The sequence below is a fragment of the Candidatus Pelagibacter communis genome (genome assembly GCF_001180225.1).
Taxonomy (GTDB): domain Bacteria; phylum Pseudomonadota; class Alphaproteobacteria; order Pelagibacterales; family Pelagibacteraceae; genus Pelagibacter; species Pelagibacter ubique_D.
In genome coordinates, this window is sequence record NZ_CVST01000068.1 from 1 (window position 1) to 552 (window position 552).

Below are 552 nucleotides of genomic sequence, written 5' to 3' on the forward strand. Positions count from 1 at the left end.
CTGATTAGTTTTGACTTCAATAGGTGATGTTTCTGTGGTTAAAAATTTACAATTAGCTTTAATCGTTTGTGGTCCGTTATCTATAAATTTATTCCACTGATTAGCCCAATAATTTCTTTTTCTATTTTCAAGTTGAATTCCAAATTGTTGTAATTGGTGCCAATTAACTCCTTTTTCAACAAAGAGCTCAGAGCATCTTTGATCTAAATCTAGTATGTATTTATTTCTAAATATTTGGTTAGTAAAAATATCTGTAATTTTAAATTGGTTTATTAATTTATTTAAAATTTCAATTGTGTTTCCATAAAATATAGAAATTTTAGAATTATATTTAATTATCAGTTCATTATTTAATTCTTCTAAGCTTTCTTTAGTAAAATTTAAATGAAATGAACTAGATGTTTCTAATTTCCAATAATCTTCATCATAAATAAATATTGGTAACACTTCTCCATCATTACAAGCTTTGTTGAAAGCTTCATTGTCTTCAATTCTTAAATCATGTCTGAACCAAAGTATTTTTTTCATCTTAAAATGGAGACTTAAAGAATT

Annotated in this window: 1 protein-coding gene; it reads right to left on the minus strand. The window is 24.5% G+C overall.

The genetic code is table 11. From position 1 onward, the window contains the following. The coding region (locus AMN99_RS05535; RefSeq protein WP_143323947.1) for a deoxyribodipyrimidine photo-lyase at window positions 1–528 on the minus strand (528 nt) is incomplete at its 3' end. Window positions 529–552: the final 24 nt, after the last annotated feature.